General features: G+C 61.7%; 23 protein-coding genes. 12 read left to right on the forward strand and 11 right to left on the reverse strand.

The features are described from left to right. Nucleotides 1-337: 337 nt before the first annotated feature. The 5 genes from B0E42_RS17170 to B0E42_RS17190 all read right to left on the reverse strand — a co-directional run bounded on the left by B0E42_RS17170 (nt 338) and on the right by B0E42_RS17190 (nt 7,566). Complete coding sequence (locus B0E42_RS17170; protein WP_077506900.1) at nt 338-1,624, reverse strand: OprD family porin; 1,287 nt, start codon at nt 1,622-1,624, stop codon at nt 338-340. A 249-nt stretch (nt 1,625-1,873) separates the two neighbouring features. After that, on the reverse strand, nt 1,874-2,545 hold the full coding sequence (locus B0E42_RS17175) for a DsbA family protein (RefSeq protein ID WP_077506901.1): 672 nt from the start codon (nt 2,543-2,545) through the stop codon (nt 1,874-1,876). Between the two features lie 298 nt (nt 2,546-2,843). Beyond that, nucleotides 2,844-3,044 (reverse strand): hypothetical protein, encoded by a 201-nt coding sequence (locus B0E42_RS17180; protein ID WP_053177657.1) that lies wholly within the window; start codon nt 3,042-3,044, stop codon nt 2,844-2,846. A 242-nt stretch (nt 3,045-3,286) separates the two neighbouring features. Next, nucleotides 3,287-4,393, reverse strand: a complete 1,107-nt coding sequence (gene aguA, locus B0E42_RS17185; RefSeq protein WP_077506902.1) for an agmatine deiminase — start codon at nt 4,391-4,393, stop codon at nt 3,287-3,289. 260 nt (nt 4,394-4,653) lie between these two features. After that, entirely contained in the window at nt 4,654-7,566 is a 2,913-nt protein-coding gene (locus B0E42_RS17190) for an aminotransferase (protein WP_077506903.1), read from the reverse strand. 211 nt (nt 7,567-7,777) lie between these two features. Between B0E42_RS17190 and rfbB the strand changes: the two genes are divergently transcribed. The 7 genes from rfbB (at nt 7,778) to B0E42_RS17225 (ending at nt 14,913) form a co-directional block, all read left to right on the forward strand. After that, nucleotides 7,778-8,860, forward strand: coding sequence for a dTDP-glucose 4,6-dehydratase (gene rfbB / locus B0E42_RS17195; protein ID WP_053177653.1), 1,083 nt, complete (start codon nt 7,778-7,780; stop codon nt 8,858-8,860). Next, nucleotides 8,857-9,732: a glucose-1-phosphate thymidylyltransferase RfbA gene (gene rfbA / locus B0E42_RS17200; protein WP_018606390.1), complete on the forward strand. Its 876-nt coding sequence runs from the start codon at nt 8,857-8,859 to the stop codon at nt 9,730-9,732. Before rfbB ends, rfbA begins: the two co-directional genes overlap by 4 nt. After that, nucleotides 9,729-10,274, forward strand: a complete 546-nt coding sequence (rfbC, locus tag B0E42_RS17205; RefSeq protein WP_053177651.1) for a dTDP-4-dehydrorhamnose 3,5-epimerase — start codon at nt 9,729-9,731, stop codon at nt 10,272-10,274. Before rfbA ends, rfbC begins: the two co-directional genes overlap by 4 nt. Next, nucleotides 10,271-11,152 (forward strand): dTDP-4-dehydrorhamnose reductase, encoded by an 882-nt coding sequence (rfbD, locus tag B0E42_RS17210; protein WP_053177649.1) that lies wholly within the window; start codon nt 10,271-10,273, stop codon nt 11,150-11,152. Before rfbC ends, rfbD begins: the two co-directional genes overlap by 4 nt. A 71-nt stretch (nt 11,153-11,223) precedes the next feature. After that, nucleotides 11,224-13,032 (forward strand): ATP-binding protein, encoded by a 1,809-nt coding sequence (locus tag B0E42_RS17215; RefSeq protein ID WP_018606396.1) that lies wholly within the window; start codon nt 11,224-11,226, stop codon nt 13,030-13,032. Next, on the forward strand, nt 13,029-14,420 hold the full coding sequence (locus tag B0E42_RS17220; RefSeq protein WP_018606399.1) for a sigma-54 dependent transcriptional regulator: 1,392 nt from the start codon (nt 13,029-13,031) through the stop codon (nt 14,418-14,420). Before B0E42_RS17215 ends, B0E42_RS17220 begins: the two co-directional genes overlap by 4 nt. A 37-nt stretch (nt 14,421-14,457) precedes the next feature. After that, a complete protein-coding gene (locus tag B0E42_RS17225) occupies nt 14,458-14,913 on the forward strand; it encodes a YiiD C-terminal domain-containing protein (protein ID WP_053177644.1) in 456 nt (151 codons plus the stop codon). 150 nt (nt 14,914-15,063) lie between these two features. Here the strand turns inward: B0E42_RS17225 and cysQ are convergent, their stop codons facing one another. Together cysQ and nudE are read right to left on the reverse strand one after the other, a co-directional pair. Continuing rightward, nucleotides 15,064-15,891, reverse strand: a complete 828-nt coding sequence (cysQ, locus tag B0E42_RS17230) for a 3'(2'),5'-bisphosphate nucleotidase CysQ (protein ID WP_053177643.1) — start codon at nt 15,889-15,891, stop codon at nt 15,064-15,066. Next, nucleotides 15,888-16,454, reverse strand: coding sequence for an ADP compounds hydrolase NudE (nudE, locus tag B0E42_RS17235; protein ID WP_053185093.1), 567 nt, complete (start codon nt 16,452-16,454; stop codon nt 15,888-15,890). Before nudE ends, cysQ begins: the two co-directional genes overlap by 4 nt. A gap of 88 nt (nt 16,455-16,542) precedes the next feature. On the opposite strand from nudE, the gene yrfG reads away from it, so the two are divergent. Next, nucleotides 16,543-17,205, forward strand: a complete 663-nt coding sequence (gene yrfG / locus B0E42_RS17240; protein WP_014336052.1) for a GMP/IMP nucleotidase — start codon at nt 16,543-16,545, stop codon at nt 17,203-17,205. Nucleotides 17,206-17,869: 664 nt separating this feature from the next. Here yrfG and lysM read toward each other — a convergent pair. Then, nucleotides 17,870-18,310 (reverse strand): peptidoglycan-binding protein LysM, encoded by a 441-nt coding sequence (gene lysM, locus B0E42_RS17245; RefSeq protein WP_053177641.1) that lies wholly within the window; start codon nt 18,308-18,310, stop codon nt 17,870-17,872. A 133-nt stretch (nt 18,311-18,443) separates the two neighbouring features. On the opposite strand from lysM, the gene B0E42_RS17250 reads away from it, so the two are divergent. From B0E42_RS17250 to B0E42_RS17265, 4 genes are all read left to right on the forward strand, one after another. Next, nucleotides 18,444-19,331 (forward strand): LysR family transcriptional regulator, encoded by an 888-nt coding sequence (locus tag B0E42_RS17250; RefSeq protein WP_077506904.1) that lies wholly within the window; start codon nt 18,444-18,446, stop codon nt 19,329-19,331. A gap of 93 nt (nt 19,332-19,424) precedes the next feature. After that, a complete protein-coding gene (gene fdhD / locus B0E42_RS17255; protein WP_053177638.1) occupies nt 19,425-20,264 on the forward strand; it encodes a formate dehydrogenase accessory sulfurtransferase FdhD in 840 nt (279 codons plus the stop codon). Continuing rightward, nucleotides 20,261-22,609 carry an FdhF/YdeP family oxidoreductase gene (locus B0E42_RS17260; protein WP_077506905.1) on the forward strand — a complete coding sequence of 783 codons (2,349 nt, stop codon included), beginning with the start codon at nt 20,261-20,263 and terminating at the stop codon, nt 22,607-22,609. The genes fdhD and B0E42_RS17260 overlap by 4 nt, the downstream gene beginning before the upstream one ends. Nucleotides 22,610-22,953: 344 nt before the next feature. Beyond that, nucleotides 22,954-23,433, forward strand: coding sequence for a glycine zipper domain-containing protein (locus tag B0E42_RS17265; RefSeq protein ID WP_024619131.1), 480 nt, complete (start codon nt 22,954-22,956; stop codon nt 23,431-23,433). Between the two features lie 78 nt (nt 23,434-23,511). On the opposite strand, the gene B0E42_RS17270 is transcribed toward B0E42_RS17265, so the two are convergent. The 3 genes from B0E42_RS17270 to B0E42_RS17280 all read right to left on the reverse strand — a co-directional run. Beyond that, on the reverse strand, nt 23,512-23,931 hold the full coding sequence (locus B0E42_RS17270; protein ID WP_018608773.1) for a thioesterase family protein: 420 nt from the start codon (nt 23,929-23,931) through the stop codon (nt 23,512-23,514). Nucleotides 23,932-23,974: 43 nt separating this feature from the next. Then, nucleotides 23,975-25,201, reverse strand: coding sequence for a 3-hydroxyacyl-CoA dehydrogenase (locus B0E42_RS17275; protein ID WP_053185084.1), 1,227 nt, complete (start codon nt 25,199-25,201; stop codon nt 23,975-23,977). 107 nt (nt 25,202-25,308) lie between these two features. Continuing rightward, nucleotides 25,309-26,256 (reverse strand): RecQ family zinc-binding domain-containing protein (locus B0E42_RS17280; RefSeq protein ID WP_174599584.1); only part of this gene is annotated, 948 nt, incomplete at its 5' end.

The following is a 26,256-nucleotide window of genomic DNA, read 5'->3' on the forward strand; positions in this document are numbered from 1 at the left end:
CGACTTTTTCTCGGGAATACCGACGGTTTCAGTGGCTTTTCTTGCGCTAAAAGCCAAAAGGACCCGAGTTTGAGGTCGCAACGCTATTCACTTCAGGCAGGCACGAATCAGTTGTGGCAAGGGAGCTTGCCCTCGCTGGGCTCGTAGGAGCTGTCGAGTGCAACGAGGCTGCGATCTTTCCCCAGACGCTTGAGTCTCAAGCGAAAGATCAAAAGATCAAAAGATCAAAAGATCAAAAGATCAAAAGATCAAAAGATCGCAGCCTTCGGCAGCTCCTACGGCCAGCGGGAGCAAGCTCCCTCGCCACGGTTTTATACGCTTGTAACCTGTTCAGGCATCAGAAGACGTTGATCGGGTAATCCACGAACACCCGCAGCTCATTGCCGCTGACGTTGTACTCGCTGGACTTCTGCGACACCCGCAGCACGGAACTGCGCAACCTTACGCTCAAGTCCTTGGCCGGGCCGCTCTGGACCACGTACTTGAACTGGTTGAAGATCTCGCGCTCGGTACCGCCTTCGCTGGTGGACGTGGTGATGTTATCGCCACGCACATAAGCGACGTTATAGGTCAGGCCCGGCACGCCGAACGTGGTGAAGTCCAGGCCATAGCCCAACTGCCAGCTGCGTTCGTCTTCAGCGTTGAAGTCGGACCAGTAGGAGTTGGCCAGGTAGATCGTGTTACCGCCATCACCCACCCGATTCTGCTCGCGCTGATAGCCACCGTAGGCATAACCCAGGTTGCTGTCGCCAGTGCTGCGCTGGTGGGCAAGCGTGAAACTGTGCGGCCCTGTGGCTAAGGTGGCAGCCAGGCTCCAGATCTTGTTGTCGTCGCCGGTGACGTTGTTTTCACGAACGTAGCTGTTGTCCAGCTTGGTGCGATAACCGTTGAAGTCCAGGGTCAGGGACTGATCCTTGGCCAGCGGGAACACGTAGTTGGCGTTCACGTATTGCTTCTTCAATACGTCCTCGACATCCGAGGCGTAGAGCGAAGCCTTGAACTGCTCGGTGAACTGATAGCTGCCGCCCAAGACGTTGATCGACTTCAGGCCACCGCTGTCGCGGCCTTCAGCACTCTTGCGCGATTCGGCGGTGAAACGGCCGGCATTGAGTTCCAGGCCCTTGATCTCCTTGGAGGTGATCAGCGTGCCGGTGTAGCTTTCCGGCAGCAGGCGCGAGTTGTCATAGCTGAGCACCGGCAGGGCCGGCATCTGGTCACCGTAGGCCAGCACGGTGTTGGAGACGCGGAACTTGACCGCTGCCCCGAACTTGGACAGGTCATCGGCGGCGTTGCCGCTGTCGCCTTGCTTGAAGAAGTCGATGCCGCCCGCCCCGCTGCGGCCTTTACCGCCGTCCAGACGCAGCGCGTACAGGCCGAACGCATCCACACCGACACCCACGGTGCCCTGGGTGAAGCCGGACGAGAAGGTACCGATGGCCGCCTGGCCCCATTCGGCCTTGTCTTCGTTGCCATCTTTGTAGTCGCGGTTGATATAAGCGTTGCGCAACAGCACTTTCAAGCTGCTGTCTTCAACGAACCCTTTGGACTGCGCCTGGTCGTTGGCCATGGCGTGTGTCGTGCTCAAGATCCCCAGTGCGATCAAACTAATGCGCTTGTTCAACATGATTATTTTCCTTGTACGGGTTGATACGCACTGTGGCGGGCAACCGAAATGGCGCTTTTGCGCTCTTTTTCGGACTCTTGCTCCTGGAAATAATGAAAAGGCCCGCCCACGAGTGATCGTGTCGGGCCTTTTTATTATTTAAGAGTCATGGTTGTTAGCCACAGGCGTAGGCGAATCCTAGTCGCGCCCTCAACGGTGTGTCAATTTCGTGAAACGTCTGTAATTAGGCAAAAAATGTCTAAGAACTGCTCACCGCGAACAACCGTCAAGACCGCAGGCCGCTGATGACGTGGAGGCCTGAACCGGCAAGGCTTGCGTCAGCCATTGGGCGAATACCTCGGGCTTGCCGAACCAAGGGCCGATGTCGATCAGCGTGAACTGGCCATCCTGCTCCAAGGCCAAGGTTGGGAAACCCTGGCCGCCGACCTGGGCCAGCAAGGTGCGACTGGCCTTGATATGCCCTTGCACATCAACCGTGCTGAATGCCGTCAGGAACGCCTGGGCCGGCAGGCCGATGGTTTGGGCGAGCTCCAGCAGGACGGTTTCGTCAGCGATGCGCCGGCCTTCGACGTAGTGTGCGGTTTGCAGGCGCCCGAGCAACTCCAGGCCGTGGCCGCCGAGCTGTTCGGCAGCGAGGATGGCGGCGGTCGGCGGCGCCGAATCGAACACGGCGCGGTGGTCGCGCAGCAGACCTTCGAAATAGGCCTCGCCAAATGGTTGCCCGGAATACTCGGCAATGCGCCGGTCGTGGGGCATCACGTAATTGCGCAACTGCGGCGAGACCTGCTGGCGATTGGCACCGGTCATCATGCCGCCGCCATGGGCAATCACCGGCAAAACGGTCCGGGCGGCCTGCACCAACGGCTTGGCGCCGTAACACCAGCCGCACAGCGGGTCGTAGATATAATGAAGAGTGGTCATGGGGACTCCGCTAGCCATGAGGATTCGATGGCAGCAGGGTAGTCTCCGGAGCGCTGCGGAAAAACGCTGGAATGGCTTTCAATCTGTTTCGTGGATCGGTCGAATACCCATGGTGAACACTGATCCTGTGGGAGCGGGCTTGCTCGCGAAGGCGTCGGGTCAGCTACATATGCGGTGCCTGACACACCGCTTTCGCGAGCAAGCCCGCTCCCACACGAGTTGCATCAGCCCGCAAGTCCGGCGGACACAAAAAAAGCGCTGCCATCCCGGCCAGCGCTTTTTATCAATCCGTCGAATTCTATCCTTGCATCACATCCCACAACGCTTCCAGCTCCGCCTCGCTGAACAGGCCAACGGGGTAACGCTCAACGATTACCTGGCGCGGATCAGGTTCTCTGATCTGACGCGTTCCGTTGGATTTCAACCACTGCGCCAAGGCTTGAAGCGACTCACCATTAACGGCCAAGGGATGGCATGTGCGCTCGCTTATCATATTCATTCCAGCGCCCTCTCCTGGTTGATGAGCGGCCAATTTATCCAAGGTTTATGACAAAACAACTCAGTTCTCTCCCCAGAACTGCCGAAGTACAGATACAAGAGCTATGCCAATGTATCCGTCACGCCAATAAACAGGCACAAAAAAACCCGCGCACCAATCAGGCCGCGGGCTTGCCGGGATGGATCCAAAACCGCCGGCCTAGAGCCGGCGCGGTCGTTATCACCCAGCTGTTACATCGCCACTCATTTTGCCCGCGGCGCAGGTTGCTGTTGTGTAAGGCAATGGATATTCCCACCCCCCAGTAACAGTTCGCGCCCCGGTACCATGACCACTTCGTGCTGCGGGAACAGGTTCTGCAGGATGTCCCTGGCCGGCGTGTCCAGCGGATCGTCAAAGCTTGGCGCGATGATGCCGCCGTTGACGATCAGGAAATTCACGTAGGAACCGGCCAGCCGTACCGACGGGTTACGCTCCTGGGAACCCTCCACCGCATCCACGCCGGCACACTCTTGCTCGGTGGCATACAACGGCCCCGGAATCGGCATTTTATGCACTGTGAACGGGCGTCCCTTGGCGTCAGTGCTGTTTTGCAGCACGTTCATCGCTGCGTGGCAGCGGGTGTAGTTAGGGTCTTGCGGGTCGTCGGTCCAGGCAAGCAGGACTTCACCCGGCCGCACGTAGCAGCAAAAGTTATCCACATGGCCGTCGGTCTCGTCATTGAACAGACCATCAGGCAGCCAGATGATCTTGTCCACCGCCAACTGCGCGCTGAGCACTGCCTCGATCTCTTCGCGGCTCAAGTGCGGGTTGCGATTGCGGTTGAGCAGGCACTCTTCGGTGGTAATCAGGGTGCCTTCGCCGTCCACGTGGATCGAACCGCCCTCGAGCACAAAACCTTCGGTGCAATAACGCGGGCTGCGCTCGATCTCGAGGATCTTGCCGGCCACTTGCGCATCACGGTTCCACGGCGTGTACAGGCCACCGTCGAAACCGCCCCAGGCGTTGAAATCCCAATCGACACCGCGCACTTCACCGTTGTTATTGATGACGAACGTCGGCCCTGTGTCGCGAACCCAAGCGTCGTCACTGGACATTTCCACCAGGCGGATATTCGGCACGTCGAGACGCGCCCGGGCATTTTCGTATTGGGCCGCAGACACCGCCACAGTCACCGGTTCAAAACGGGCGATGGCCTTGGCGACCGCTACGTGGGCGGCCTGCGCGGGCTTGCCACCCAGGCGCCAGTTGTCCGGGCGCTCGGGCCAGATCATCCAGACCTGGGTCTGGGTCGCCCACTCGGCAGGCATGTGGAAACCATCCGCGCGGGGAGTGCTGTGCAACGTTGTCATGGGGTCATCTCCTGGGCGATGGGGCAGTGGCAACTTTATAAACGATAAATATCGACTAATAAAGTCAGAAAGACTAAACACAATCAAAAAACAGCTGAAAATACCGACAAAAATCGATTTTATAACGAAATATCTGTGGGAGCGGGCTTGCTCGCGAAGGCGTCGGGTCAGCGACCTATGCGGTGACTGACACACCGCTTTCGCGAGCAAGCCCGCTCCCACAGGAGAACACAGCTTTACAGCCTGGCGTTCCCGATCGATTACAGCCCCTCGTCCAAGACCTTCACCAGCATATCGACGAAGAAATCCACGCTCTGGCGCGTGGTGACCATCGGCGGTTTGATCTTGAGGATGTTCAGGTAATCGCCGGTCGGTTGCATGAAGATCCCCAACGCTCGCAGGCGATCGCACAACGCCGTGGTTTCTTCAGTGGCCGGCTCCAGGGTGTTGCGGTCGCGGATCAGTTCCACGCCCAGGTAGAACCCGGAGCCATGCACCGCGCCGACCAATGGATAGCGGTCGATCAAGGCCTCCAGCCGCGCCTTGAAATGCCCGCCCACTACCCGGGCGTTTTCCCAGAGATTGTCTTCTTCCATGACATCCAGCACCGCCATGCCGATCTGGCAACTGACCGGGCTGCCACCGGCCGACGAGAAGAAATACCCCTCGGCTTCCAGCGCCTCGGCGATTTCCCGGCGGGTGATGACCGCGCCCAGCGGCTGGCCGTTGCCCATGCCCTTGGCCATGGTGATGATGTCCGGCACTACGCCTTGCTCTTCGAAACCCCAGAAAAACTCGCCCATGCGCCCGTAACCGACCTGTACTTCGTCGGCGATGCAGACCCCACCGCGCTCGCGCACCATCGCGTAGACCTGTTTGAGGTAACCGGGCGGCAGCGCGATCCCACCGGCGTTGCCGTACACCGGTTCGCAGATGAAACCGGCGAGCTGGCGTTTGCTCTCGGCGATTTTCGCCAGGTTGTGTTCGACGCTGCGCACGTAGTCCGGCGCAGTGTCGGGGCCACGGAATTCGCCGCGATAGGTGTTCGGTGCGGTCACCGGATGCACCCAGTCCGGGCGGCTGCTCAGGGCCTGGGGATTGTCAGCGATGGAGGTCGAGACCGCATCGGCCGCCACCGACCAGCCGTGATAGGCCTCCAATACGCTGAGCATGTCCCGCCCGCCGCTGTAGGCCCAGGCCAGGCGGATCGCCAGGTCGTTGGCCTCGGTGCCGCTGTTGACCAGGAACACCCGATCCATGTTGGAGGGCGACAGCGCCAGCAGGCGCTCGGAAAATTCGGCAATCGCCGCATAGTGAAAACGCGAGTTGGTATTGAGCAGCGACCATTGCCGGGCAGCCACCGCCGCCATGCGTGGATGGCCGTGGCCCAGTACCGCGACATTATTGAGCATGTCCAGGTACGAGCGGCCCTGCATGTCGATCAGGTGGTTGCGCCAGCCGCGCTCGATACGCGGCGGGTCGACGTAGTAGTGCTTTTGCGAACGGGCAAAGCTCGCATCGCGACGGGCCAGCAGCGCGTCGGGATCGATCTCCGGCTCGGCATCACAAGCCAGCCCCAGCAGCACCGCCGGCGAAGGGCAAAGCGCCTGCCAGGCCAATGCCCTGGAAGGTGTGCAGAACAGTGGTGGATCCACCTGGGCGCCCCGACACAACTGGACCCGCAACGGTCCCGTCACTTCGCCCAGCACCTGCCCCTTGACCAGTGCCGCGCCGGAATGCAGCGGCGACGTCACGCCCCACAGCCGCACGCTCAACTGCGCGCTGTCCAGCTGCAACAGGCCGTCGGCCGTCTTGTGCACGACCCCGGCGAACGGGGATTCGAGCGGCGTCCCCTGAGGAACGCTCAACTCCACGTGCAGTGGATAAGTATCGGGCTCGACGGCGCTGTCCGGTCGGGTGCGGGATAACCGGTACTGCCCGTAGCGGCTGGCCGCCAGGCCGTGAACGCCAGCGGCCTCGCTCAACAGGCGCTGGTCGATCCCCGGTTGCTCCCAATTGCCGGCCTCGAAATGCGGGCTCAGTACACCCAGGTCAATCAAGGCAAATTCACGCCCCACCAGGGTCGGCAACAGCGGCGCAAAGCCTTCGCTGGCAATGGCCGGCAGGCTGTGGCCGACGGCGGTGAGAATCGCCGCTTCCATCAGTTCGAGGGGCACCGAGTGCGCGACCCGGAAAATCTCCCACTCATGGGCCAGGTTGTCGCGGCTGTATTGGTTGTCCGGGTCGATGGAAACCTGCTGCTCACCGCTGAGCACCAGTACCGCGGCGCGTGCCACGACCAGTGGCCATAGCGCCAGCAGTTCTTCACGTTGCAAGGGATTGACCGCGTGATAGGCCTTGATCGCCGGCAAGATAAAGAACGGATCGCCGTCGGCGTGGTGCAGCAGGGCGGCGCAGGTCACCGACAAGTCGGTGATGCGCCAAGTGCGGATCAGGTCGCCGAAATCGATGACGCCCTGCAATTGCCATTGGCGCTGGGCATCGCGCTGCCAGACCACGTTGTCATCGGTGATGTCCATGTGGATCGCCTGCACCGGCAGGCTGGCCTTGAGCGGCTGCAAGCGCCGCTCGGCCTGTTGCGCGACCTCGGCGATCAGTTGCCGCCGCTGATCGTCGTCGATGACAGGCAACAAGTGATCGATCAGGGCGGGGGCGTGGCGCGCGTCCCATTGCAGGGTGCGCTCCAGGCCTGGGTGGTCGAATGTCGCCAGGGCCAGGTCCATTTCCGCGCACAGGCGGCCCAGGCCGGTCACCAACTCAGGCGGCAGGTGTTTGAGCTGCGTGAGGGACTGGCCGTCGATGTACTCCAGCAGTCGCATATGGACCGCTTGCCCGTCGACGTCCAATGTCAGCAGGTCCTGGCCGTTGCTGGCGGTAATCACCCGCGGCACCTTCACCGCGCCGTGCCCGGCCAACTGCTTGAGAGCAGCGTGTTGGGCCTGGAGCTCCTGGACGGCGTAGTCGCCGTGGCAAATTTTCAACACAAAGCGCCCGCGCTCGCTGTCGACGCGGTAGTTCAGGTCCTGGTTGCTGCCAAGGGGTCGCAGGTCGCCGCTGAGTCCGTAATTCAAGCGCAACAGCACCAACGCCTGCTCGGCGCTGATCTGTGGGCTTGGCAAACTGGCACGGTGAACCAACGTAGTGAGCGGCATACAACGACCCCTGAGGTGGTTTTGATCGGATGCCTATCACGCCACTGAGTCGGGGGATAAGCAACCCCCCCCTGTTCAAAAATATGCACAGCTCTCCTGAGAGGCTATATGGGGAGGGGGTGTCCATAGGATATTCGCTTGCACCGCCCCCGCCATGCCTACAAGCTATGCTCCTAAGGCTCTGTCGTCTCACGGAAAAAGGCTTACCCGGATGCGCATTCTCATCACTGGCGGTGCCGGTTTCATCGGCTCGGCTCTCATACGGCACTTGATTCTTGATACCGGACACCAGGTCCTGAACCTCGATAAGCTGACCTATGCCGGCAATCTCGAATCACTGAGCAGCATCGATCACGACAGCCGCTACGAATTCGTCCAGGCCGATATCGTCGATCAACCAACCGTCAGTGCGGTGCTAGCGCGATTCAAGCCTGACGCCATCATGCATCTGGCGGCCGAGTCCCATGTAGACCGCTCCATTGATGGCCCGGCGGACTTCATCCAGACCAATATCGTGGGCACCTACAGCCTGCTGGAAGCCACTCGAGCCTATTGGCAGGCCCTGCCCGAGCCGCAGAAACGCGCGTTTCGCTTCCACCACATTTCCACCGACGAAGTGTATGGCGACCTGCACGGTGTGGATGACCTGTTCACCGAGACCACCGCCTATGCCCCAAGCTCACCGTATTCGGCGAGCAAGGCGGCGTCCGACCACCTGGTCCGTGCCTGGCAACGCACCTATGGCTTGCCCGTGCTGTTGACCAACTGCTCGAACAACTACGGGCCGTTTCACTTCCCCGAGAAGCTGATTCCACTGGTGATTCTCAACGCGCTGGCCGGTAAGCCATTACCGGTCTACGGCAACGGCCAGCAAGTGCGCGACTGGCTGTTTGTCGAAGATCATGCCCGTGCACTGCTCAAGGTCGTCACCGAAGGCGCGGTCGGCGAGACTTACAACATTGGCGGTCACAACGAGCAGAAAAACATCGACGTGGTGCGCAGCATCTGCGCGCTGCTCGAAGAACTGGCGCCACGCAAACCCGAAGGCGTCGAGCACTATGCCGACCTGATCAGCTTCGTCCAGGATCGCCCCGGCCACGACCTGCGCTACGCCATCGACGCCAGCAAGATCGAACGGGAACTGGGCTGGACACCACGGGAAACCTTCGAGACCGGGCTGCGCAAGACCGTGCAGTGGTACCTCGAAAACCTGCTGTGGTGCCAACGTGTCCAGGACGGCAGCTATCAAGGCGAGCGCCTGGGCTCGCTCGACAACAAGGATGCAATTGCATGATGAAGGGCATTGTTCTGGCCGGCGGTTCCGGCACACGCTTGCACCCGATCACCCTTGGGGTTTCCAAGCAACTCTTGCCGGTTTATGACAAACCGATGATTTATTACCCGATCTCGGTGCTGATGCTCGCCGGCATCAAAGACATCCTGGTGATTTCCACCCCCCAGGATCTGCCGCAATACCGCGCCCTCTTGGGCGACGGTCATCAGTTTGGTGTGCAGTTCAGCTACGCCGAGCAGCCGACGCCCGATGGCCTGGCCCAGGCGTTCCTGATCGGCGAGCAGTTCATTGGCAGCGACTCGGTGTGCCTGATCCTGGGCGACAACATTTTCCACGGCCAGCATTTTGGCGAACAATTGCAGACCGCCGTCAACCGGCAGAGTGGCGCGACAGTGTTCGGCTACTGGGTCAAGGACCCTGAACGTTTTGGCGTGATCGATTTCGATCCAGAAGGACGGGCGATGTCCATCGAAGAAAAACCCACCGCGCCCAAATCCAGCTACGCGGTAACCGGCCTGTATTTCTACGATAACGACGTGATCGAGATCGCCAAGGCCATCAAGCCGTCCAAGCGCGGCGAACTGGAAATCACCGACGTCAACAATGCCTACCTGCAACGCGGCGACCTGCACGTCGAGCGCTTCGGCCGTGGTTTCGCCTGGCTGGACACCGGCACCCACGATAGCCTGCTGGAAGCCTCGCAATACGTGCAGACCATCGAACATCGCCAAGGCCTGAAAGTGGCGTGCCTGGAAGAAATTGCCTACCAGCAAGGTTGGGTCAGCCGCGAGCACGTCCTTGAGCGCGCCCAGTATTTTGGCAAGACCGGCTACGGCCAGTACTTGTTCAAGATCGCCGGAGAAACACGATGAATGTCATCGCCACTCGCTTGCCAGACGTCCTGGTCATCGAACCGAAAGTCTTTGGCGACGACCGAGGTTTTTTCTACGAAAGCTTCAATGCCCGGGCGTTTGCCGAGGCGACCGGCTGCACCCTGCCGTTCGTTCAGGACAACCATTCACGCTCCACCAGGGGCGTGCTGCGGGGCCTGCACTATCAGATCGAACAGGCCCAGGGAAAACTCGTGCGCGTCACTGCCGGGGAGGTGCTGGATATCGCGGTGGACATCCGCCGCAGCTCGCCGACCTTCGGCCAGTGGGCCAGCGTACGCCTGTCGGCGCAGAACCATCGGCAGCTGTGGGTGCCGCCAGGGTTTGCCCACGGTTTCGTCGTACTGAGCGAATCAGCGGACTTCCTCTACAAGACCACCGACTACTACGCGCCATCGGCCGAACGCTGCATTCGCTGGGACGACCCGCAGCTGGCCATCGACTGGGAGCTCGAAGGCGCGCCGATCCTCTCGGCCAAGGACCAGAACGGCAAGGCCCTGCACGAGGCCGACCTGTTCCCATGAGTGCCCCCTTGCGTATCCTGATCATCGGCCAGAATGGCCAGGTTTCCCGGGCGCTCCAGTCGCGCCTGAGCGGCCTGGGCGAGTTGATCGTGCGCGGCAGCGACCAGCTCGACCTGGCGCAACCGGACGCCCTGCGCGCGCCCATCGAGGCGCTGAGGCCCGGCCTGATCATCAACGCTGCCGCCCACACGGCCGTCGACCAGGCCGAAAGTGAACCGGAGCGGGCGTTCGCCATCAATGCCACGGCACCGGGCATCCTGGCCCAGGCAGCGGTTGCACTGGGCGTCCCGCTGATTCACTACTCCACCGACTACGTCTTCGATGGCCTCAAACCCGCCCCCTACACCGAGGACGACACGCCCAACCCGCTGAGTGTCTACGGACGCAGCAAGCTGGCCGGCGAGAATGCCATCCGCCAGGCTGGTGGCCAGCACCTGATTCTGCGCACCAGTTGGGTGTACTCCACCGAGGGCCGCAACTTCCTGTTGACCATGCAGCGCCTGTTGCAGGAAAAACCGCAGTTGCGGGTGGTCGCCGACCAGGTCGGCGCACCGACCTGGGCCGGCACCATTGCCGACAGTACGGCGCAACTGATCGAGCGCTGGCAGGCCGGCCACCCCGGCGCCTGGGGCACCTATCACCTGACGGCCCAGGGTGAGACGTCCTGGTTCGGTTTCGCCCAGGCCATCGGCGAAAACCTGCTCGATCGGCACAAACCGTGTGCGCTGCTGGAGCCCATTGAATCCAGCGCCTATCCGACTCCAGCCCCGCGGCCACTTAATTCGCGCCTGGATTGCACGCGCCTGCTCAAGGAGTGGGAGGTGAGCCAACCGGACTGGCGAAGCGCGTTGCAGCAGTGCCTCGCCGGACAAACCTAGTACTGCCTTACAAATAGTATTTGCAAGGCAACTAGGCATAATACGCCTGTCACCACAGGCGTCCGAGGCTCATGAATTCCACCCTTCCCCGCAGACCCCGTTGGCGCAGCCTGGCCTTGCTCGCGCTGTGCCTGGCGCCCTTGCTGTGGCCGTTGGAACACCTGGCCGAACGTTATTACCGCAGCGAGCTGGCCGGGCAGAACCGCCAGACCCTGGACCTCTACGTCGCCAACCTGTTGGGCACGCTGCACCGCTATGAGGTGCTGCCACAGATTCTCGGCGAGCTGCCCGCCTTGCGCGCCGCCTTATCGGCGCCGGACGATGGCGTGACCCAAGGCAACGCCAACCGGCTGTTGAAAAACATCAGCGCCCAGACCGGCGCCGAAGTCATGTACCTGATGGACCCTTCCGGCAAGACCCTGGCCGCGTCAAACTGGGACAAACACGACAGTTTCGTCGGACGCAATTTCGCCTTCCGGCCCTACTTCATCGAAGCCATGGCCGGACGCCTGGGCCGCTTCTTCGGCTTGGGCACGACGTCGGCCAAGCGCGGTTACTTCTTTGCCGCCGCCGTGCACGACCGCGAAAAAGTCATCGGCGTGCTGGTGGTCAAGGTCGACCTCGACCACACCGAAAGCCTGTGGGGCAAGACCCCCGAACAATTGCTGGTGACCGACCACAACGGCGTGGTCATCCTTACGTCGCGACAGGAATGGCGATTTCGCGCGACCCGGCCCTTGAATGACGATGAGCGCAAGGCCATCAGCGCGGTACAACCGTATCCGACCCGTGATCCCAAGCCGCTGAACCTGGACGCCAACGCCTGGCTGACCCAGACCCAGTCCATCGAGGAAACCGGCTGGAGCGTGAGCATTCTCGCCCCGCGCACGCTGATTGATCGTCCGGTGCGCACCGTGGTCGCCATCGGTGGCGCGGCGTTGCTGGTGTTGATGCTGTTGCTCGGGTTGATGATGCAACGCCGGCGCCATTACCTGGATCGGATCGCCTTCGAAGCCAAGGCCCGCCAACAGCTGGAGGGCCGGGTGGCCGAGCGCACCAGTGACCTGGAAGGGCTGAACCGACGGTTGAAACAGGAAGTGCTGGAGCGCGAACAGGCCCAGCAGGAGTTGGTCCGCGCCCAGGATGACCTGGTGCAGGCCGGCAAGCTGTCGGCCCTGGGCACCATGTCGGCGAGCATCAGCCACGAACTCAACCAGCCGCTGGCCGCGATTCGCAGCTACGCGGAAAACGCCGAGATTCTGCTCGATCACCAACGCACCGACGACGCCCGGGGCAACCTCAAGCTGATCAGCGAACTGACGGGGCGCATGGCGTCGATCATCGCCCACCTGCGCGCCTTCGCCCGCCGCGACCGCCATGCCCCGGAAAGCGTCGCCCTGCAGCCGGCGCTGGACGATGCCCTGGCCCTGCTCGCCAAACGCCGGCGCAGCATGGAAGTGGAACTGATCCGCGACTTGCCGGCCGCCACCCTGTGGGTCGAGGCCGGCGAAACCCGCTTGCGCCAGGTACTCGGCAACCTGCTGGCCAACGCCCTCGATGCGCTCACCGAGAAAGGCCCGCCGCGCAAACTCTGGCTCAGTGCCCAGGCCACCGAAACCGGCGTCAACCTGTACATCCGCGATAACGGCCCGGGGTTTTGCATGGAAGCCCTGGGCCGCGCCGGCGAGCCCTTCTACACCACCAAGACGCGCACCCAAGGCCTAGGCCTGGGGCTGGCGATCTGCGACACCCTGATGCGCGCCTTTGGCGGCGAACTGTCGTTCGCCAACCACAAGGAAGGCGGCGCCCTGATTACCCTGAAACTGCGCGCTGGCGCCCCCGGGGTGAGCCTGCAACCGTCCGAGGACCGAAGTGTATGACCATCGACAACCGGATTGAGGTGGTGCTGATCGACGACGATCCCCATTTGCGTCAGGCCCTGAGCCAGACCCTCGACCTGGCGGGCCTGAAAATCCTGCCCCTGGCCGAAGCCAAGGGCGTGGCCGCGCAACTGCCCCGTGACTGGCCGGGCGTGGTAGTCAGCGATATTCGCATGCCGGGCATGGATGGCCTCGAACTGCTGGGCGAACTCCACGCCCAGGACTCAGAACTGCCGGTGCTGTTGATCACCGGCCACGGTGACGTGCCGCTGGCGGTGCAGGCGATGCGCGCCGGGGCCTATGACTTTTTGGAAAAGCCTTTCGCCAGTGATCACCTGCTCGACAGCGTACGCCGGGCCCTGGCCTTGCGTCGATTGGTGCTGGACAACCGCAGCCTGCGCCTGGCCCTGAGCGATCGCCATGAACTCAGCGCCCGTCTGGTCGGCCAATCGACACCGATGTTGCGCCTGCGCGAGCAGATCGGCGCCCTGGCCGCCACCCGCGCCGATGTGTTGATCCTTGGTGAAACCGGCGCCGGCAAGGAAGTGGTCGCCCGTGCATTGCACGATCTTTCGGGCCGGCGCAACGGCCCCTTCGTGGCGATCAACGCCGGAGCCCTGGCCGAGTCGGTGGTGGAAAGCGAGCTGTTCGGCCACGAACCCGGCGCGTTTACCGGCGCGCAGAAACGCCGCATCGGCAAGTTCGAGTTCGCCAATGGCGGCACACTGTTTCTGGATGAAATCGAAAGCATGAGCCTGGATGTCCAGGTCAAACTGCTGCGTCTGCTGCAAGAGCGCATGGTGGAGCGGCTGGGGGGCAATCAACAGATCCCGCTGGATATCCGCGTAATCGCCGCAACCAAGGAAGACCTGCGCCAGGCCGCCGACCAGGGGCGTTTTCGCGCCGACCTGTATTACCGCCTGAACGTCGCCCCGCTGCGCATACCGCCATTGCGCGAACGGGGAGAGGATGCGCTGATGCTGTTCCAGCACTTCGCTGACGAAGCCAGCGCTCGCCACGGCCTGCCGCCCCATCAATTGCAACCGGCGCAACGGGCGTTGCTGCTGCGCCACAGTTGGCCGGGCAATGTGCGAGAGTTGCAGAACGCCGCCGAACGTTTTGCCCTGGGCCTGGAACTGGCCCTGGACAACGCCGCGCCAGACGGCAGCCCCGGCGCACCGGTGGAAGTGGTCAGTGGCGGCTTGAGCGAGCAGGTGGAAAACTTCGAGAAAACCCTGATCGCCGCTGAACTGGCCCGCCCCCACAGCTCGGTGCGCAGCCTGGCCGAAGCCTTGGGCATTCCACGCAAGACCTTGCACGACAAGTTACGCAAACATGGGCTGAACTTCGGCGACAGCAGCCACGGTTCGGCCGATGAGTCCGATTGAGTTATCGTCATTTCCCGTTCAAGCAAAAGGCCCCGCAATGAACCGCGACAGTCGTTACCTGGAATCGATCCTGCACCACGACATCCCCTTGACCCGGGACATGGGCCTCAAGGTGCTCGATTGGCAGGCCCGGCAACTGCGCCTGTCTTTGCCGCTTGCGGCCAACGTCAATCACAAGAGCACCATGTTCGGTGGCAGCCTGTATTGCGGCGCGGTGCTCGGTGGCTGGGGCTGGTTGCACCTGGCCCTGCGCGAGGAAGGCATCGAAGACGGGCATATCGTGATTCAGGAAGGACAGATCAGCTATCCACTGCCAGTGACCCGCGACGCGACTGTGGTTTGCCAAGCACCCGAGGAAAAGCTCTGGAAGCGCTTCCTGGCCACCTACCGGCGTTACGGACGGGCCCGGCTGGCGTTGCAGACGCGGGTGATGAATACCGGCAGCGAGGACGTGGCGGTGCAGTTCGAGGGGCAGTACGTGTTGCATCGCTGAAACACCGCCGGCCCCTGTGGCGAGCTATCGCTGTGTGGGAGCAAGGCTTGCCCGCGATGGATGCGCTGCGGTCTTTCAGAGATCGAGGCGCCTGTATCGCGAGCAAGCTTTGCTCCCACAATCCCCTCGCCACAAAGGATCGAGCCAGGCTTAAGAGCGAGCAAGCTCCAACAACTTTGCACGCCAAGCCGCTTTCGCCGGCAACGCCAGAAACGACGTATTCAACAGCGACTCACGCGGTGGATAGCAGAACGGTTCGCCGCTCAAGTCCAACACCTCGCCACCCGCACCTTCCAATACCCCCTGGGCGGCGGCGGTGTCCCATTGGGAGGTCGGCGCCAGTCGTGGATAGCAATCCGCCGCGCCTTCGGCCACCAGGCAAAACTTCAACGAACTGCCAATACTGGTCAGTTGCAGCTCACCCAGGCTCCCGCTCAGGCCATTCAGCAGGCGCTCCTGCTCCGGGCTGGTGTGCCGACGGCTGGCGACCACGGTAAAAGCTTCACCCGGGGCCAGGACGTCACGAACCGCGATAGGCAAAGGCACGCCGCCCTTGTCGCTACGCCAGGCACCCAGCCCTGCGCCGCCGACGTAAAAGCGCCCATTGGTGGGCATCGATACCACGCCGAACACCACACGGCCCTGCTCCACCAACGCGATGTTGACGGTGAACTCCTCGCTGCCGGAAATGAATTCCTTGGTGCCATCCAACGGGTCCACCAACCACCAGCGATGCCAGCCGGCGCGCACGCTTTGGGCAATATCGGCGTCTTCTTCGGAGAGGATCGGAATATCCGGGGCCAGTGCCGTCAGCCCGGCCACGATCACATCATGAGCGGCCATGTCTGCGGCCGTCACCGGCGACTCGTCGGCCTTGTGGTTGACCTGCACGTTGGCGCGCCAGAACGGCAGGATTGCCTCGCCGGCCTGGAGCGCCAGCTCGACCACCGGGGCCATCAGCGAATGAGGAAATGTCATGACAGAAATGCTCCACGCTGGGCCAGCAGGTCACGGGCCAGGTACAGCGCCGCCAAGGCCCGGCCCTCGGTGAACTGCGGGTTCTGTGCCAGGGCCGACAGCTCACGCAGGTTGACCTTGTCCACACGCATCGGCTCGGGCTCGTCACCCTCCAGCCGTTCTTCATACAGATCGGTCGCCAGCACCACCTGGATCTTCTGGCTCATGTAGCCGGGGGACAACGACAGTTCGGTCAGGTGTTCCAACTGGCGCGCACCGAAACCGGCCTCTTCCTTGAGCTCCCGTTCGGCCGCCGCCAGCACGTCTTCGCCTGGCTCGATCAAGCCCTTGGGCAGGGACAGTTCGTAGGCGTCGGTGCCACCGCAATACTCTTCCACCAACACCGCGTGATCGGCATCGAGCATCGCCACGATCATCACCGCGCCGTAGCCCACCCCCTTGCTCGCCAGACGTTCATAGGTGCGCTCCACACCGTTGGAAAACCGCAGTTTCAGTTCTTCCACGCAAAACAGGCGGCTGGTAGCGACGATCCGGCGATCGAGTATGGTGGGTTTCTGGCGCATAAACGGCTCCCTGGGCGATAGCGGGCTACTATACCCGGCCTATTCTGATTGTTTGTGTCGGATATCCGATTACCGATGGAGAAGTTTTATGGCTTTGCTGCCCTGGCATGAGATCGATACGGTTCTGCTGGACATGGACGGCACCCTGCTGGACCTGCATTACGACAACCATTTCTGGCTCGAACACCTGCCCCAGCGCTACGCCGAACTGCATGGCGTGAGCCGGGCGATGGCCGAGATGGAGCTGCAGCCGCTGTTCGAGCGCAACGCCGGCCAGTTGCAATGGTATTGCCTGGATTTCTGGAGCACCGAGCTGAAACTGCCGGTACGCGAACTGAAGTTGGAAACCGCGCACCTGATCGCCTTGCGCCCGGACGCCGATACCTTCCTCGCGGCGATCCAGCGGGCCGGCAAGCGCGTGGTGATGATCACCAACGCCCACCGCGATTCATTGTCCCTGAAGCTGGAACGCATCGAACTGGCCCCTTACTTCGACCGCTTGATCAGTTCCCACGACTACGGCTTCCCCAAGGAAAACCCGCAATTCTGGGACGCGCTGCAAGCCGACTTGAATTTCGACCCGGCCCGCAGCCTGTTCATCGACGACACCCTGCCCGTGCTGCGCAGTGCTCGGGACTTCGGCGTGGCGCACTTGCTGGCCGTGAGCGAGCCGGATAGCCGCAAAGGACCGAAGGACACGGGGGAGTTTGACGCGTTGGGGGATTATCGGGACTTGATTGCCGGGCTTTGAACCGCGCCGTATTCATCGCGAGCAAGCTCGCTCCCACAGTTGGATCGGGGCACGGTCGGAGAAATAGGCCGGCTGTAAGGCCGCATCGCGAGCAAGCTTTGCTCCCACAGGTCCTGCTCAAACAGAGCTGATGGATGTACGACCGGGAGAGTCAGGCCGGCCCTAAGGCCGCATCGCGAGGAAGCTTTGCTCCCACAGATCCTGCTCAAACAGAGCTGATGGGTGTACGACCGGGAGAGTCAGGTCGGCCCTAAGGCCGCATCGCGAGCAAGCTTTGCTCCCACAGGTCCTGCTCAAACAGAGCTGATGGGTGTACGACCGGGAGAGTCAGGTCGGCTCTAAGGCCGCCTCGCGGTGGACGTTGATCTCGGTGCCCCGTTAACCACGCTGGCCGAACGCAGGCATTGTGGAGTGGGCATCCCGGCATGGATGCCGGGATAGCCGCGCTGGGCCATGGATGGCCCTTCGCGGCGGCCCACGGAGCAATGCCGGAGAGAGGGCATGCCGAGCCTAGGCGAGGCACCGAGTGGTGGGGCAAAGCGTTTTTGGTTACTTTTGGCGCTCTTCAAAAGTGACCCGCTGTAAGAGCGGAACCATAAGCCGCCGTTACCGCAGCAATGGATATGCACTCGATCGACAACATCCGGGCTGTCAGGCCTGAAGGTTACTCGGGAATACGCAACACCTGCCCCGGATAGATCTTGTCCGGGTGCGACAGCATCGGTTTATTGGCCTCGAAAATTTTCTGGTACTTATTCGCATCACCATAAACACGCTTGGAAATGGCACTCAAGGTGTCACCTTTTTCGACTGTCACAAACTTGGCCTCTTTAGCCACCGGGCCAGTCACCGTAATCTGGTCCTCGACACTGCCGACACCGGCGATATTGCCCACCGCCAACAGGATCTTTTCCTTTTCTTCCTGGCTCGCTACTTCACCGGTGACAATGACTTTGTCGCCGTCGATGGTCGCCTGGACATTCGGATTACCCAGGCCGACCTTTGCGATGTGCGCTTTCAGTTGTTCGCTGGCATTGGCATTCCCGGGGGTCAGCAGATCGATCAGCTTTTCACCGGCTTCCTTCACAAAGCTAAAAATACTCATGGCACACGCTCCTTGATTTAAGTGTCCAGACGCAAAGACTAGACCAGGCGAAACGAACCCGGTTCCCAACCGACCAATGACCCCGCCACGCGCAAGCGCTAGAATCCGAACCTTCCTGCGCCCTGGAGCGAAGATGGACATCAAGCAGCTGAAATTTCTCATCGCGCTCGACGAAACCCGCCACTTCGGCCAAGCCGCCGCACGCTGCCACATCACCCAGCCGACCCTGTCGATGCGCCTGCGCAGCCTTGAAGAAGAACTCGACCTGCCGCTGGTCAATCGCGGCCAGCGCTTTGAAGGTTTTACCGCGCCGGGGGAACGGGTGCTGGCCTGGGCGCGCACGGTGTTGGCGGCCTATGACGGGCTGCATGCCGAAGCGGCGGCCTGTCGTGGCAACCTGGTGGGTACGCTGCGCCTGGGCGTGGTGCCGTTGTCGGACTTCGACCCGATGGCAATGATGCAGCGCTTGCACGCCGAGCACCCCAGCCTGCGTTTCGAATTGTCGTCCCTGAGCTCCGAACGCATCCTTGAACAGTTGGCGAACAACCGTATCGACCTGGGTATTTCCTATCTGGAACGCCTGGACAACGAACGTTTCGAAGCCCTGCCCTTCAGCCACACCCGCATGGGCCTGCTCTACGACCAGCGCTTTTTCTTTTTCGGCGAACAACCGCTGAGCTGGGAAGCGCTGATCGAGCTGCCCCTGGGCATGCTCACCAGCGGCATGCATTTTCGCCAATCCATCGACCACAACTTCCACAGCCGGGGCCTCACGCCTCAACCGCTGTTGCAAACCGACGCGGTGCATCAATTGTTACAAGCTGTGCACGGCGGACTGTGTTGCGCGGTGATGCCCTTGGACAGCGGCCTGAATGTGCTGACCGAAGACTTGCGCATACAGCCCATCGAAAGCGCGCAGACGTTAGTCCCGCTGGGCCTGATCATGCGACGCGGCGCCCCACGCTCGGCCTTGGCAGAGGCCTGTTTTGCCCTTTATCAGAAATCAGCGACGACTTCTTGATCGACGTCATCTATTGGAAGATCAGTAATAGCGATTAGACGTGGCAGATTGCCGCATTTAGTCTTAACACTATTCCTACTTTCAGTGATGCCTATGAACGACAAGCCTCCGGTCAGTCCAGCGCCTGCGATGGAAACATCCGCGCCGGCCGCCAGCCAGAGCTATCGCTACTGCAACCTGGACCACTCCCAATCGGACAGCACCGCGCTGGCCGAGGAAGTGGCGCTGGCGATTGCCTATAACGGCATCAGCCAGGCGGTCATGCTGGTCACCCCCTCCGACCTTGAAGACTTCATCGTCGGCTTCAGCCTCGGCAGCGGCATCATTGAAGACGCATCGGACATCTATGACCTGCAACTGAGCGGTACGGGTGCTGCGCACCATGCCGAGGTGACCATCGCCAACCGCGCCTTCTGGAACCTCAAGCAGCAACGCCGGCAATTGACGGGCACCAGTGGCTGCGGCTTGTGCGGTGTGGAAGCGGTGGAACAGGCATTGCCAAACCTCAAGGTGCTGCCCGGCGCACCGCTGCCACCGGCCCAGTGGCTTGATGGCCTGCGTGACCGTATCAGCCAGTTCCAGCCCCTGGGCCAGTACTGCGGCGCGGTCCACGCCGCGCTGTTCATGAACGCCCAGGGCGAATTGCTGCTGGGTCGCGAAGACATTGGCCGGCACAACGCCCTCGACAAGCTGATCGGCGCGTTGATCCGGCAGCAGATCCCGGTGGCCGGCGGCGTGGCGATCGTCACCAGCCGTTGCAGCCTCGAACTGATCCAGAAAGTCCTGCGGGCCAGCATCCAGACCCTGGTCAGCCTGTCGTCGCCCACGGGCCTTGCGGTGCAGTGGGCCCGCCAACACAACCTCAACCTCATCCACCTGCCGCAAAAAAGTGCGCCGCGGGTCTACAGCCCTGCGATGGAGAAACAAGCGTGAGCAATCATCAACAAGCCGACCAGAAACCCGTACCGCGCTACAAGCCCTACAAGGGCCCGGCCGGTGGCTGGGGAGCGCTGATCAGCGTCGCTCAGGCCTGGTTGACCAGCGACAACGCGCTGAAGAACATCCGCATGATGCTCAAGACCAACCAGAATGGCGGTTTTGACTGCCCAGGTTGTGCCTGGGGTGACTCGCCGGAAAGCGGCGTGGTCAAGTTCTGCGAGAACGGCGCCAAGGCCGTGAACTGGGAAGCCACCAAGCGCCGCGTCGACGCGGCATTTTTCGCCAAGCACAGCGTGAGCTCGCTGCTGGAGCAGAGCGACTACTGGCTCGAGTACCAGGGTCGCCTGACCGAGCCAATGCGCTACGACGCCGAAACCGACCGCTACAAGCCCATCAGTTGGGAAGCGGCGTTCGCCCTGGTCGGCAAGCACCTGCAAGGGTTGTCCAGCCCGAACCAGGCCGAGTTCTACACCTCGGGCCGAGCCAGTAACGAAGCGGCCTACTTGTATCAACTGTTCGTGCGCGCCTATGGCACCAACAACTTCCCCGACTGCTCGAACATGTGTCACGAGGCCAGCGGCGTAGCGCTGTCCCAGAGCGTTGGCGTGGGCAAGGGCACGGTGACCTTCGACGATTTCGAGCACGCCGACGCGATTTTCGTCTGGGGCCAGAACCCCGGTACCAACCATCCGCGGATGCTCGAACCGCTGCGCGAGGCGGTGAAACGCGGCGCCCAAGTGGTCTGCATCAACCCGCTCAAGGAGCGTGGCCTGGAGCGCTTCCAGCATCCGCAGAGCCCGATCGAAATGCTCACCAACGGCAATAAGCCGACCAACACCGCCTATTTCCGCCCGGCCCTGGGTGGCGACATGGCGATCTTGCGCGGCATGGCGAAATTCCTGCTGCAGTGGGAGCGTGACGCGCAGAACACTGGCGCTGCGGCGGTGTTCGACCACGCGTTCCTCAACGAACACAGCACCAACGTGCTGGACTACCTGGCTGCGGTCGACGATACGCCGTGGGAACAGATCGTCGAGCAATCGGGCATGACCCTGGTCGACATCGAGCAAGCGGCGCGCATGTACGCCAAAAGCGAGAACGTGATCATGTGCTGGGCGATGGGTATTACCCAGCACCGTCATTCGGTGGCGACCATCCAGGAAATCGCCAACGTGATGATGCTGCGCGGCAACATCGGCCGGCCAGGCGCAGGCCTGTGCCCGGTACGCGGCCACAGCAACGTCCAGGGCGACCGGACCATGGGCATCAACGAGCGTCCGCCAGTGGCGTTCCTCGACTCGCTGGAGCGGCGCTTCCAATTCAAGGTACCGCGTGAAAACGGCCACAACGTAGTCGAGGCGATCCACGCCATGGCCGACGGCCAGGCGAAGGTGTTCATCGCCCTGGGCGGAAACTTTGCCCAAGCCACACCGGACAGCCATCGCACGTTCCAGGCCTTGGCCAATTGCGACCTGACGGTGCAGATCAGCACCAAGCTCAACCGCAGCCATCTGGCTCACGGCAAGGAGGCACTGATCCTGCCGTGCCTGGGCCGCACCGACATCGACCTGCAAACCGAAGGTGCGCAAGCGGTGACCGTGGAAGACTCCTTCAGCATGGTGCATGCCTCCAGGGGCCAGTTGCAGCCGCTGTCGAACCAGATGCGCTCTGAACCGTGGATCATCGCCGGCATTGCCGCCGCCACGCTGGGTAGCCGCCCGGTGGACTGGAACTGGCTGGTGGCCGACTACAGTCGCATCCGCGATCTGATCGCCGAGACCGTACCCGGCTTCAAGGACTTCAACGAAAAGCTGAAGAACCCCGGCGGATTCTATCTGGGCAACAGCGCCGGCTCGCGGCGCTGGAACACCCCGTCGGGTCGCGCCAACTTCAAGCCCAACCGGTTGCCGACCGACCTTGTGCATGAACGCACTCGGGCCACCGGCCAGTTGCCCGACCTGATCATGCAGTCCATGCGTTCCCACGATCAGTACAACACCACCATTTATGGCCTGGATGACCGCTATCGCGGTGTGAAGGGCCAGCGTGACGTGTTGTTCGTCAACGAAGCGGACATCATTCGCCTGGGCTTCAAGCCGGGACAGAAAGCCGACATCGTCTCGCTCTGGGATGACGGTCGCGAGCGTCGGGTCAAGGGCTTTACCCTGCTGGCGTTCGACATTCCTGCCGGGCAGGCTGCGGCCTACTACCCTGAAGTGAACCCGCTGGTGCCACTGGAAAGCACGGGCGACGGCAGCCATACCCCAACGTCGAAATTCGTCGCGATCCGCCTGGAAGCGGCGAGTGAGAATGGACTGATCCTGGCCAAGTCGGCCTGACACACACGTCTATGGCGAGGATTTAGGTTGTGTGGGAGCAAGGCTTGCCCGCGATGAAAGCGGTGCGGTCTTTCAGAAGTTCAGAGTCGCCTGTGTCGCGAGCAAGCTTTGCTCCCACACAGCTTTGTTCTCACAATCCTATTTTTCGAACGCCCACAAAAAGGCCGTTTCCCATAGAAAACGGCCTGTCCGAAGTAGCTAAAGACCGGCCGAATTGCCTTAAGTTCCCACTAGAAAACAATAACTTAGAGAATTGTGCACAAGTCGTGTTACTCGTCGGATTTCTATTGTAACCAAGCGAAGCCAGCCTCAGGATCGCGCCGTCATCCCTTTGAGGCTCCTCTATGAAGTTCTCCTCCATTCTCTTGTTGTCCCTTAGCCTGACCAGTGGCATCGCTTCTGCCGGTGGCACTGCCGAAGCAGGTGTGGGCGGCGCATTGGGCGGGGTTTTGGGTTCGGTCGTCGGCCAGTCCCTGGGCGGCAACACCGGTTCCACTATCGGCGCGGCGCTGGGCGGTGCGGGCGGCAGTGCAGTCGGTGCAGACAGACACAGCCGCGGCGAAGCGGCGATCGGCGGTGCGCTGGGCGCGGCCGGTGGTAACGTGGTCGGCCGTAGTGTCGGCGGCAGCACTGGCAGCCTGATCGGTGCGGCGGCGGGCGGCGGCGCGGGTGGCGCGCTGGGTAACTACATGGGCAAGGACGATGACGATGATCGTCGTTATGACGGTCGCCGTGGTGACCGCCGCTACTACCGTGACGGCCACCCAGGTCGCGGCCATGCCTACGGGCATCGCAAAAAACATCATCGCCACTACCGCGACTAACGGCTGACTGATATCCGCCGTTGAAGATCGCAGCCTCCGGCAGCTCCCAGAGCTGACAGGAGGCTGCGATTTTTTGTTTCAGACCACCAACTGCTCCAAAGCCCCACGCAGCCGATCCGGAATCGCCACTGGCCGATTCGACGCCCGGTCCACGAATACGTGAACAAAACGCCCCGCCGCGCAAGCCTCCTCCTCACCCGCCTTGAACACCGCCAGCTCGTATTGCACCGAACTGCTGCCCAGCTTGCCGACCCGCAGGCCAATTTCAATCCGGTCTGGAAAGGCAATCGAGGCGAAGTAGTCGCAGGCCGAGCTCACCACGAACCCCACCACCTCTCCGTCATGGACATCCAGGCCACCCACTTCGATCAGGTAGGTATTCACGGCGGTGTCGAAAAAACTGTAGTAGGTGACGTTATTGACATGACCGTACACATCGTTGTCGTGCCAGCGCGTGGTGATGGGTTGCAAGTGTGGGTATTCGTTGCGTTGGGGCATCAAGTGCTCTTCATGGTTGTTCAATGGTTCACGGGATGGCGACCTATCGGTTCGCGAACCCCTTGCCCTGTGCTGCCAGCTCGCCGATCAGGCGCGCGGGCTTCCACTGGTCGCCCTGCTTCGTTTCGAGCTCCAACAGGCGTGTGTGGATATTCTCCAGCCCCTGCCCGTCGGCCCAGGCCATCGGCCCGCCCTTGTCCACTGGGAAGCCGTAACCGTTCAGGTAGACCAGGTCGATATCGTGGGCCGACTCGGCAATGCCTTCCTGCAGGATCTTTGCCCCCTCGTTGACCAGCGCCAGCAAGCAGCGCTCGAGGATTTCCTCCGGGCCGATCTCGCGACGCTGGAAACCCAGCGCCTCACTGACCCGCAGCACCAGCGCATCGACCTCGACATCATGCTCGGCCTGTCGACTGCCCGGTTCGTAGTGATAGTACCCATTGCCGCTTTTCTGGCCGAAGCGTCCCAGCTCGCACAAACGGTTGTCCACTTGCACCTCGGGCGCGTCCTGGCCCTTGCCCGCCAGCTCACGGGCGCGCCATTCCAGGTCGATGCCGACGACGTCGTACATGCGAAACGGCCCCATGGCGAAGCCGAAGCCTTGCAACGCCGCATCCACCTGATGGGGGAATGCCCCCTCCAGCAGCATCTTGCGCGCTTCCAGCACATAAGGATGAAGCATTCGGTTGCCAATGAATCCATGGCAATTGCCCGATACAACGCTGACCTTGCCCATGCGCTTGCCCAGCACCAACGCCGCGTCCAGCACCGTTTTGGAGGTTTGTGCTCCGCGAACGATTTCCAGCAGCTTCATGATGTGCGCCGGGCTGAAGAAATGCAGGCCCAGGACCTGGGTTGGCCGGCGGGTGACAGCGGCGATGGCATCGATGTCCAGCGCCGAGGTGTTGCTCGCCAGGATGGCTTCGGGCTTGAGCAGGCCGTCCAGCTCACGAAAGATTTTCTGTTTGAGCTCAAGGTTTTCGTAAACCGCTTCGATCACCAGGTCCACATTGCGGATTGCCGCGTAATCCTCCGCCCGTGTCACCCGGGCGATCCGCGCATCGGCCTCACCCTGGTCGATACGGCCCTGGCGCACGCCATGGGCATAGGTCTCGGCCACGGCGACCAGGGCCTGCTCGAGCATCTGCGGATTGTTGTCGACCCACTGCACCGCTACGCCAGCGTTGGCCAGGCACATCACGATGCCCCTGCCCATGGTGCCTGCTCCGACCACCGCGGCACGCTGAATATCGAAAGGTGTCTGGTTCATGTTGGCTCTCTTGTTGGCGATCCGAAGACAGCCTTCACCTTAGTCAGCCGCCGAATATTTTTGAAATTTATTCGTGTGATGAAGGGCATTCAGCGGATGGATGCAGCTCACAGGTGCGCTTGGGTCCACTGGCGAACTTCAGCGTATGGGTATGCCTCCAGTGCGGCATATCCGTGGATCTTCCGCGCCTTCAATCGGGTGAACAGCGGCACGCTGATTGCGCACAGGAAGCGGGTGAGGCGCTCGGCAGACGGCACGCTGCCGCTATGCTGCTCGTGCTTGTGGATAAAGTCGCCGCACAGCGCCTCGAAGTTTTTATCCACAAGCGCCGGCAACGCAGGCGGCTCCGGCAGGCGAGCGACATGCCCATGGCACACCGAACAATGGCCACACTGGATTGGCGCATGGTCATCGCCGAAATATTGCGCCAGGCGGTAACCCAGGCAACGGTCGGTGGCGAACAACTCGAGCATGGCGTGGATTCGCGCGATTTCACCTTGTTCGTGTCGGGTGAAATAGGCGTGTAGCTCGGCACTCAAGACCTGCGTATCCAGGTCCGCTTGCAGCACGCTGTACACCTCGGTCATCTGTTTGCTTTCCAGCTCGATCCAGCCCTTTTCCTGGAAATAATCCAGCGCCTTGACCACGCGATTACGCTCAGCGTGATATTGCTGGTACATCCCATCGAAATTTACCGTGGCCCAGGCCCGGGCGCGACTGGAGGTCTGGATGATGGCCGAGACGAAGTCCCTTCGCTCACCTTCGAAGTGCGCCAGCAGCTCGTGCGGCTCGCTCAGGTACTTGAAGCGATACTCCGCGAAATAGGCATAGCGTGGCGCGATCAGCCGGCGCAGCTCCAACTGGACCAGCAGCGTCTTGAGCGGCAGTTGCCGGATGTTGCTCTGGTCCGCCAAGGGGCCCAGCAAGAACTCCCATTGCCCATCGGGGCCGGCGGCCTTCAGGTCATCGAGCACGCAACGAATGCCTGCAAGTTCCGGCGTATCGCCATACACAAAGTTTTCCAGCACGTTGAGACTGTCGCGGTTGGCCAGCAC

Source organism: Pseudomonas sp. A25(2017), from assembly GCF_002001065.1.
Taxonomy (GTDB): domain Bacteria; phylum Pseudomonadota; class Gammaproteobacteria; order Pseudomonadales; family Pseudomonadaceae; genus Aquipseudomonas; species Aquipseudomonas kilonensis.

Bases quoted from the DNA above. Each gene is read 5' to 3' on its own strand.
- B0E42_RS17170 (WP_077506900.1), bottom strand. From the start codon at position 1,624: ATGTTGAACAAGCGCATTAGTTTGATCGCACTGGGGATCTTGAGCACG.
- B0E42_RS17175 (WP_077506901.1), bottom strand. From the start codon at position 2,545: ATGACCACTCTTCATTATATCTACGACCCGCTGTGCGGCTGGTGTTAC.
- B0E42_RS17180 (WP_053177657.1), bottom strand. From the start codon at position 3,044: ATGAATATGATAAGCGAGCGCACATGCCATCCCTTGGCCGTTAATGGT.
- aguA (WP_077506902.1), bottom strand. From the start codon at position 4,393: ATGACAACGTTGCACAGCACTCCCCGCGCGGATGGTTTCCACATGCCT.
- B0E42_RS17190 (WP_077506903.1), bottom strand. From the start codon at position 7,566: ATGCCGCTCACTACGTTGGTTCACCGTGCCAGTTTGCCAAGCCCACAG.
- rfbB (WP_053177653.1), top strand. From the start codon at position 7,778: ATGCGCATTCTCATCACTGGCGGTGCCGGTTTCATCGGCTCGGCTCTC.
- rfbA (WP_018606390.1), top strand. From the start codon at position 8,857: ATGATGAAGGGCATTGTTCTGGCCGGCGGTTCCGGCACACGCTTGCAC.
- rfbC (WP_053177651.1), top strand. From the start codon at position 9,729: ATGAATGTCATCGCCACTCGCTTGCCAGACGTCCTGGTCATCGAACCG.
- rfbD (WP_053177649.1), top strand. From the start codon at position 10,271: ATGAGTGCCCCCTTGCGTATCCTGATCATCGGCCAGAATGGCCAGGTT.
- B0E42_RS17215 (WP_018606396.1), top strand. From the start codon at position 11,224: ATGAATTCCACCCTTCCCCGCAGACCCCGTTGGCGCAGCCTGGCCTTG.
- B0E42_RS17220 (WP_018606399.1), top strand. From the start codon at position 13,029: ATGACCATCGACAACCGGATTGAGGTGGTGCTGATCGACGACGATCCC.
- B0E42_RS17225 (WP_053177644.1), top strand. From the start codon at position 14,458: ATGAACCGCGACAGTCGTTACCTGGAATCGATCCTGCACCACGACATC.
- cysQ (WP_053177643.1), bottom strand. From the start codon at position 15,891: ATGACATTTCCTCATTCGCTGATGGCCCCGGTGGTCGAGCTGGCGCTC.
- nudE (WP_053185093.1), bottom strand. From the start codon at position 16,454: ATGCGCCAGAAACCCACCATACTCGATCGCCGGATCGTCGCTACCAGC.
- yrfG (WP_014336052.1), top strand. From the start codon at position 16,543: ATGGCTTTGCTGCCCTGGCATGAGATCGATACGGTTCTGCTGGACATG.
- lysM (WP_053177641.1), bottom strand. From the start codon at position 18,310: ATGAGTATTTTTAGCTTTGTGAAGGAAGCCGGTGAAAAGCTGATCGAT.
- B0E42_RS17250 (WP_077506904.1), top strand. From the start codon at position 18,444: ATGGACATCAAGCAGCTGAAATTTCTCATCGCGCTCGACGAAACCCGC.
- fdhD (WP_053177638.1), top strand. From the start codon at position 19,425: ATGAACGACAAGCCTCCGGTCAGTCCAGCGCCTGCGATGGAAACATCC.
- B0E42_RS17265 (WP_024619131.1), top strand. From the start codon at position 22,954: ATGAAGTTCTCCTCCATTCTCTTGTTGTCCCTTAGCCTGACCAGTGGC.
- B0E42_RS17270 (WP_018608773.1), bottom strand. From the start codon at position 23,931: ATGCCCCAACGCAACGAATACCCACACTTGCAACCCATCACCACGCGC.
- B0E42_RS17275 (WP_053185084.1), bottom strand. From the start codon at position 25,201: ATGAACCAGACACCTTTCGATATTCAGCGTGCCGCGGTGGTCGGAGCA.